Genomic DNA, 7947 nt, shown 5'->3' with positions numbered 1-7947 from the left:
CCGCAACCCCCTCTACGCCGGCGTCCAGGTCACCCTGCCGTGCCCGCCCCCCTCCCCCCCCCCCCGCCCCCCCCCCCCGGTGAAGACCCCCGGCGCCACCCCCCCGGGGGCGGCGCCGCCGCCCAGCACGGCGGCCACCCGCTCGACCAGGCCGGCCACCAGCGAGGCCCGCCAGGTGCTCCAGGCGGCCGGGCCGGTCGCGGTGGCGTCCGCCTCGGTCAGCGCGTGCAGCAGCTCCAGGTGCCGGGCGGTCCCGACCGTCTTGGCGATCAGGTCGACGGTGGCCGGATCGTCCGGGTCGCGCCGGGTGGCGGTCTCCACCAGCGTCAGGTGGTGGCGCACCAGCAGGGCCAGGCTCTCGGTGTCGTCCTGGTCGAAGCCCATCCGGGCCGCCACGTCGCGCACGATCACCTCGCCGGCCTCCGAGTGGTCGCCGGGCCAGCCCTTGCCCAGGTCGTGCAGCAGGGCCGCGACCAGCAGCAGGTCGGGCCTGGCCACCCGGCGGGTCATCGCCGCGGCCCGCACCGCCGTCTCCACCAGGTGCCGGTCCACCGTCCAGACGTGCACCGCGTTGCGCTGCGGGCGCCAGCGCACCCGCTCCCAGTCCGGCAGCAGCCGGGTGATCAGGCCCTGCGCCTCCAGCGCCTCCCAGACCGGCACGCAGGCCTCGCCCGCCCCCAGCAGGGTGACCAGCAGCTCGCGCGCCTCGTCCGGCCAGGGCACCGGCAGCGGCCGGCACTCGGCGGCCAGCCGGCGCACGGTGGCGTGCGAGACCACCAGCCCGGCCTGCGCGGCGGCGGCCGCCGCCCGCAGCACCAGTACCGGATCGGCGGCCGGGCGGGCGCCCTGGGCGAGCACCGCCTCGCCGTCCTGCTCCACCACGCCCTCGGCGAGCGGGCGGCGCGCCACCACGCCGCGGCCCACCGCGCCGCTGCTGCGCCCGGCGCCGGTGAACGGGAAGGCGAACGGGCGCCGGCCGCGGGTCTGCCGGGCCGCCAGCACCCGGTCGACGGCCCGCCAGGTCACGTCGCCGGCGTAGGCCACGGTCCGCGCGGCCTGGTAGACCTGCCGCAGCAGGGTGTCCGCGTCCAGCACGCCGAGCGCGGCCGCCACCTGGTCCTGGTCCTGCAGGGCGAGCCGCTCGGTGGCGCGGCCGGTGCTCAGGTGCAGCGCGTCGCGCACGTCGCTGAGCCGCTGCCGCGCGTCGGCCAGGCCCTCGCGCGGGGCGTCCGCCAGCCAGGAGGCGGCGATCGCGTCGAGCGCGACCACGTCGCGCAGGCCGCCCCTGGCCTCCTTCAGGTCGGGCTCCAGCAGGAAGGCCAGCTCGCCGTGCCGCTCAGCCCGCTCCGCCCCCAGCTCGCGCAGCTCGGGCAGCCGCTTGGCGGCGCCGGCCCGCCAGTCGGCGCGCGCCGCCGAGCGCAGCCACGCGGTGACCTCCGGGTCGCCCGCCACGTGCCGGGCGTCCAGCAGGCCCAGCTGCGCCTTGAGGTCGGCGGCCGCCACCGCACGGGCCTCGGAGAGCTTGCGCACCGAGTGGTCCAGCGCCACCCCGCTGTCCCAGACCGGGTACCAGAGCCGCTCGGCCAGCGTGGCGACCGGGGCGCCGTCGTGCAGCAGCAACAGGTCCAGGTCGCTGCGCGGCGAGAGCTCGCCGCGCCCGTAGCCGCCGACCGCCACCAGCGCGACCCGCTCGGGGGCGCCGGCGGCCGCCAGCAGCGAGGCGAGCCAGCGGTCGGTGAGCGCGGCGAGCGCGGTGCGCCGGGCACCGCCGACCAGCTCGGGTTCGGCCAGCAGCAGGGCCCGGGCCGAGGGGTAGTGGGTGGGGTCCGACGCGTCGACAGTGGTCACCGGGGACACTCCGTCCGGGCTGCGGGCGGCGGGCGGGGCCGCCGGGGAAATGCCGTCGGCGGGCCTGTGACCGGGGGGTCTCAGGCCCGCTCGGCGGGTCGTTGGGGGCGGTCGCGGCAGGGGCCGACCGGCGGCCGCCGCGGGGGACTAGAGGGCGTCGGGGCCGCGTTCGCCGGTCCGTACCCGGACCACGGTCTCGACCGGGACGCTCCAGACCTTGCCGTCGCCGATCTTGCCGGTGCGCGCGGTCTTCACCAGGATGTCGATCACGTCCTCGGCGTCCCCGTCCTCGACCAGGACCTCTATGCGCACCTTCGGCACCAGGTCGACGGTGTACTCGGCGCCCCGGTAGACCTCGGTGTGGCCGCGCTGGCGGCCGTAGCCGCTGGCCTCGGTGACGGTCAGGCCGTGCACCCCGAAGGCCTGCAGGGCCGCCTTGATCTCGTCCAACCGGTGCGGCTTGACGATGGCGGTGATCAGCTTCATCGGGCGTCGACCTCGGTCTTCTGGGCCTTCTCGGCGGGGGTGGTCACGGGGGCGGGAGTGGCGATCGCACGGGCCAGGGCGGCCCCGACCGTGCTGAAGTCGTACGCGGACTCGGCGTGCTCGGCCTGGTCGATGCCGGCCACCTCGACGTCCTCGGAGACCCGGAAGCCGATGGTCCGGTGGATCGCCTGGCCGAGCAACCAGGAGAGCACGAAGGAGTAGACCGCGACCACGGCCACGCCCAGGGCCTGCTTGCCCAGCTGTCCCAGGCCGCCGCCGTAGAAGAGGCCCTGGGCGCTCTGGCCGACGTGGCCGGTGGCGAAGAGGCCGATCAGCAGCGAGCCGATCGCCCCGCCGACCGCGTGCACGCCCACCACGTCGAGCGAGTCGTCGAAGCCGAGCCGGTACTTGAGGCTGATCGCCGCGGCGCAGACCGCGCCGGCGATCAGGCCGATCGCCACCGCCCCGAGCATCGAGACCGAGCCGCAGGCGGGGGTGATGGCGACCAGGCCGGCGACCGCGCCGGAGGCCGCGCCCAGCGAGGTGAAGGCGCCGTGCCGCAGCTTCTCGTAGGCCAGCCAGCCGAGCATCGCGGCGGCGGTGGCGACCTGGGTGTTCATGAAGGCCATCCCGGCCAGGCCGTTGGCGGCCAGCGCGGAGCCGGCGTTGAAGCCGAACCAGCCGAACCAGAGCAGACCCGAGCCGAGCATCACCAGCGGCAGGCTGTGCGGACGCATCGGGTCCTTCTTGAAGCCGACCCGCTTGCCCAGCACCAGGCACAGGGCCAGGCCCGCCACACCGGCGTTGATGTGCACCGCGGTGCCGCCGGCGAAGTCGATCACGCCCTGGCGGTCGCCCAGCCAGCCGCCGTGGCCGCCGTCGAAGAAGAAGACCCAGTGCGCGACCGGGAAGTAGACCACCGTCACCCACAGGCCGATGAACAGCGCCCAGGCGCCGAACTTGGCGCGGTCCGCGATCGCCCCGCTGATCAGCGCCGGGGTGATCACCGCGAACATCAGCTGGAAGGCGGCGAAGGCGGTGACCGGGATCGACCCGGTCAGGTCGTTCATCCCGATGCCCCGCATGCCGAGGTGGTCGAGGTTGCCGATCAGGCCGTGGAAAGCGTCGGTGCCGAAGCTGAGGGTGTAGCCGTAGAGCACCCAGAGCACGCTGACGACGGCCAGCGAGATGAAGCTCATGACCAGCATGTTCAGGGTGCTCTTGACCCTGACCATGCCCCCGTAGAAGAAGGCCAGACCCGGGGTCATCAACATGACCAGGGCCGCACTGATGAGCACGAAGGCGGTATCGCCCGCGCTGAAGCCGTCCGGCATCGGCGTCTCCTCGATGGTGAAAGCCGCTCCACCCTCGGGATCCCTGTCCCGTGCCACCCGGGGTGTCGGCGATGAGAGGAGAGTGCCGAAGGCGGGTTTCGGCCAGTGCGGCTCGGTGTTTCACCGTCGTGACACGCCCGACGGGCGGGTTACGGGTGCGTGAACTCCGGCCGTGCCATGACAGGCCGTGAGGTACGGTACCTCCCCGCGCCACCCGGGGTGGTGCTCCGGTCACCCCGGGTGTGTCGAGCGGCCGGTGGGGCCACCGGTCAGACCGTCTCGTACTCCGGGATCTGCTCGACCACCAGCTCGGCCAGCCGGCTGACGGCCGGAACCGAGCGGTAGTCGCTGGTGGCCGCCGCCGAGGTCTTGCGGACCCGGGTGTTGAGCCGCTCGGAGCGCACCTTGCCGGCGATCTCCACCGCCTCCTCGGCGATCAGCGCGGCCTGCTCGGGCTCGCCCTGCAGCAGGTGCACGCTGGCCATGCCGACCAGGTTGAAGGCGTAGGAGCGGGTGTGGTTCTCCATGTCGGCGCGGAACAGGTCCACGGCGGTGGCCATCACCGGCGCCGCCATCGAGGCGTACCGCGGGCTGCGGGAGGAGTGGTAGGCCAGGTCCCGGAAGGAGTGCGCGTTCTCCGCGTAGAGCTCGGCCTTGGAGAAGAACCGCAGCCAGTCCGGGTCCTGCTCGGCCGGACCGCAGTCGGTGAAGGTGTCCTCGGCCAGCCGCACCGCGCGGGCGCAGCGGTTGACCTCGCCGATGTTGGAGTAGGCGCGGGCCTCCATCGCGTAGAGCAGCGCCTGCTGGCGGGGGGTGGCGGTGTCGCGGCTGCCGTACTGGGCGAGGTGGATCAGCTCCAGGGCGTCCTCGCCGCGGTTGAGGTGGATCATCTGGCGGCTCATGTCGGTCAGGATGAGCGCCCCGAACGGGCGGTCGCCCGCCTCCTTGGCCGCGTGCAGCGCCAGCACGTAGTACTTCTGCGCGCTGGGGTGCATGCCGACGTCGTAGGACATCCAGCCGGCCAGGTGGGCGAGTTCGGCGGTGAGCCGGAAGAGCCGCTGGGTGACCTGCGGCGGGTAGGTCTCCTGCAGCAGGTCGGTGACCTCGTGCAGCTGGCCGACCACGGCCTTGCGGCGCAGGCCGCCGCCGTTCTGCGCGTCCCACTGGCGGAACATCACCGTGGTCTGCTCGAGCAGTTGCAGCTCCGGCTCGGAGAGCCGGCCGGTGTACGGCTCGCCCCCGTTGCCCGCGGCCAGGATCGGGGTCGGCGAGCCGCTGGGCCCTGGGGTGAGCCAGCGCTGCATCGGCTCGATCAGCGCGGCGCCCGCGGTGAGCGCCAGCGAGGTGCCCAGGAAGCCGCGCCGGTTGAGCATCAGGTCGCTGCGCGAGTACTCGCTGATCAGCTGGACGGTCTGCGGACCGCTCCAGGGCAGGTCGACGCCGCCCCCGGCCACCGTGGAGACCGCGATGGCCGCCCGCAGCCCGAGGTCCTCCACCGAGACCACCGAGCCGAATCGCTCGGAGAACAGGTCGGACATGATCTTGGGGATCGGCTCCCGCGGCTGCTCGCCGTCCAGCCAGCGGCGCACCCGGGAGGTGTCGGTGCTGACGTGGTGGGCGCCGAGCTGGCGGGCCTGCCGGTTGACCTGTCTGGCGAACTCACCCTTGGACCAGCCACTACGGGTGAACCACGCCGTCAGCTTCTCGTTGGGCTGCTTCTCCGCCACCTGGGTCCACCCCGTCCCGCCCCCGTCGCCGGAGGTCCTCCTCGTCGGGCCCACTGCGCCCGGCCCACGCACGCGCTGCTGCGGTCCGTTCGCCGAACGTAACGCCACCTGCGCCGTCCGGGGGATGCTTCGCCGAGAAACGCCACCATTCGCCACCCCCACGAGTGAGGCGGTCCGGCGGCCCTCGGCGCTTCACTGGGAGCCGGACGCCGTTCGAGCGGCGGTGGCCCACCGAAGCACTCGACGGCGCGAACCACCCACCGCGCGCCGCCGCCGCAGGACGCACGCCACGCGCGAGAATTGACGCAACGTCACAATCCCGTAACCGCCGGCAACCGAAATCTGTTGGGGGAGGCATGGACACCCTGTTCGGCGATCTGAGGTTCGGCTCACGCCGCCGCAGCCGCGCCACCGCGTGCCAGGCAGCGGCCGAGTACGCCGGGCGCTGGGGCTGGACGGTCGCCCTCGGCGGCTCCCCCGTCCAGTCGCCGGGCGGCCGCTGCGCCGGCCGCACCGGCCCCTGCGACTGCGGCCGCCCGCACTGCGCGGCGCCCGGACTGCACCCGCCGCGCGGCGCCGCCGCCCGCGAGCTGGCACCGGGCGCGGCCGCCCACGAGGTCCGCGCGCTGTGGGGCGGCGGGGTGGAGGCCACCGTGCTGCTGCCGGCCGGCCGCACCTTCGACGTGCTCGACGTGCCCGAGCCGGCCGGGCTGCGCGCCCTGGTCCGGCTCGAGCGGATGGGCACCCAGGTCGGCCCGGTGCTCTGCGCGCCGACCGGCCGGCTGCTCTTCTTCGTCGCCCGGGACACCGCCGACAAGCTGCCGGACCTGCTCTACCGGATGGGCTGGGACGACGCCGCGCTCGACCTGCACTGCCACGGCGAGGGCGCCTACCTGGCCGCGCCGCCCACCGCCTTCGGCGGCCTGGGACCGGTCCGCTGGCTGCGCCGCCCCTGCCGCGAGAGCGCCGCCCGCCCGCCGGAGGCCCGGCTGCTGCTGGGCACCCTCGCCTACGCCTGCCACCGCGGGCGCGAGCGGGCGGTGGCCGCCGAGCCGGCCTGGCTGGCCTCCTGAGTTCGGGGCACGGCGCGTCCCGAACCCCCTGACGACGGCCGACGGGGCGCCCTCGGTGCGGAGGACGCCCCGTGGGGACCGGCGGGTGCCGGCACGACCGGTCTTGGTCAGTCGCCGATCAGCGCGTCCACGAACGCGGCCGGCTCGAACGGCGCCAGGTCGTCGGCGCCCTCGCCCAGGCCGATCAGCTTGACCGGCACGCCCAGCTCGCGCTGGACCGCGACCACGATGCCGCCCTTGGCGGTGCCGTCCAGCTTGGTCAGCACGATGCCGGTGATGTCGACCACCTCGGCGAAGACCCGCGCCTGCACCAGGCCGTTCTGACCGGTGGTGGCGTCCAGCACCAGCAGCACCTCGTCCACCGGACCGTGCTTCTCCACCACCCGCTTGACCTTGCCCAGCTCGTCCATCAGGCCGGTCTTGGTGTGCAGCCGGCCCGCGGTGTCGACCAGCACGGTGTCCGCGCCCTCGGCGATGCCCTCCTTGACCGCGTCGAAGGCCACCGACGCCGGGTCGCCGCCCTCGGGGCCGCGCACGGTGCGCGCACCGACCCGCTCGCCCCAGGTCTGCAGCTGGTCGGCGGCGGCCGCCCGGAAGGTGTCGGCCGCGCCCAGCACCACGGTGCGGCCGTCGGCCACCAGGACCCGGCCCAGCTTGCCCGAGGTGGTGGTCTTGCCGACGCCGTTGACGCCGACCACCAGGACCACCGCCGGACGGCCGTCCGCGTGCTTGGCGGTCTTCAGCGAGCGGTCCGCCTCGGTGCCGATCAGCGCGACCAGCTCCTCGTGCAGCAGGCTGCGCAGCTCGGCCGGCGTGCGGGTGCCGAGCACCTTGACCCGGGTCCGCAGGCGCTCCACCAGCTCCTGGGTCGGCGCCACGCCGACGTCGGCGACCAGCAGGGTCTCCTCGATCTCCTCCCAGGTGTCCTCGTCCAGGCGGTCGCGCGAGAGCAGGGTCAGCAGGCCCTTGCCGAGCGAGTTCTGCGAGCGCGAGAGCCGCGAGCGCAGCCGGACCAGGCGGCCGGCGGTGGGCTCGGGCACCTCCAGCGCGGGGACCTCGGCGGCCCGCTCGGGGGCCTCCTCGACGACCGGGAGCTCGACCTCCTCGACGGTCTGCACCGGTGCCTGGCGCGGCGGCGCGGCCTCGTCACCGACCTGCGGCTCGGCCGGCGCGGGCGGGGTCGTCCGCTCCTTGCCGGGCAGCGGCGCGGTCGGCCGGCTCGGCGGCAGCTCCTTGCGCCGCCGACCGTTGACCACCAGCCCGGCGACCGCACCGACGGCGAGCACCGCGATGACGACGGCAAGGATCACGTATTCCACATCAAGCTCCTTCGCTGGTACCCCGGCCCGGGGCGGGGTATCGAGTGATCCTCACGCTGGTGACGCTGAACGCTGTGAGGCGGAGGAGTCACAACCGCTCCAGTATCCGTGATGCGGCCCGCGGGCCGCGGCAGCCCCGGCGCGGGGGCGCCGGGCGTTC

Annotated in this window: 5 protein-coding genes and 1 pseudogene; 1 reads left to right on the top strand and 5 read right to left on the bottom strand. The window is 74.7% G+C overall.

Annotated features, from left to right (window positions below; translation table 11 throughout):
- Nucleotides 1-111: 111 nt before the first annotated feature.
- The 4 genes and pseudogenes from ABD323_RS37080 to nsdA form a co-directional block, all read right to left on the bottom strand.
- A pseudogene (locus ABD323_RS37080) lies at nucleotides 112-1857 on the bottom strand ([protein-PII] uridylyltransferase); the annotation flags it as partial.
- 138 nt (nucleotides 1858-1995) lie between these two features.
- Entirely contained in the window at nucleotides 1996-2334 is a 339-nt protein-coding gene (locus ABD323_RS37075) for a P-II family nitrogen regulator (RefSeq protein ID WP_344446501.1), read from the bottom strand.
- Nucleotides 2331-3668, bottom strand: coding sequence for an ammonium transporter (locus ABD323_RS37070; protein ID WP_344446500.1), 1338 nt, complete (start codon nucleotides 3666-3668; stop codon nucleotides 2331-2333). The genes ABD323_RS37075 and ABD323_RS37070 overlap by 4 nt, the downstream gene beginning before the upstream one ends.
- A gap of 269 nt (nucleotides 3669-3937) precedes the next feature.
- On the bottom strand, nucleotides 3938-5395 hold the full coding sequence (gene nsdA, locus ABD323_RS37065; RefSeq protein ID WP_344446499.1) for a transcriptional repressor NsdA: 1458 nt from the start codon (nucleotides 5393-5395) through the stop codon (nucleotides 3938-3940).
- Between the two features lie 356 nt (nucleotides 5396-5751).
- Here nsdA and ABD323_RS37060 point away from each other — a divergent pair, with 356 nt between their 5' ends.
- Nucleotides 5752-6468: a bifunctional DNA primase/polymerase gene (locus tag ABD323_RS37060; RefSeq protein ID WP_344446498.1), complete on the top strand. Its 717-nt coding sequence runs from the start codon at nucleotides 5752-5754 to the stop codon at nucleotides 6466-6468.
- Between the two features lie 107 nt (nucleotides 6469-6575).
- Here ABD323_RS37060 and ftsY read toward each other — a convergent pair whose 3' ends face one another.
- On the bottom strand, nucleotides 6576-7787 hold the full coding sequence (gene ftsY, locus ABD323_RS37055) for a signal recognition particle-docking protein FtsY (RefSeq protein ID WP_344446496.1): 1212 nt from the start codon (nucleotides 7785-7787) through the stop codon (nucleotides 6576-6578).
- Nucleotides 7788-7947: the final 160 nt, after the last annotated feature.

The organism is Kitasatospora nipponensis, assembly GCF_039528135.1.
Classification (GTDB): domain Bacteria; phylum Actinomycetota; class Actinomycetes; order Streptomycetales; family Streptomycetaceae; genus Kitasatospora; species Kitasatospora nipponensis.
The sequence above is the reverse complement of the archived record's forward strand: the minus strand, read 5'-3'. Positions and strand labels throughout refer to the sequence as shown.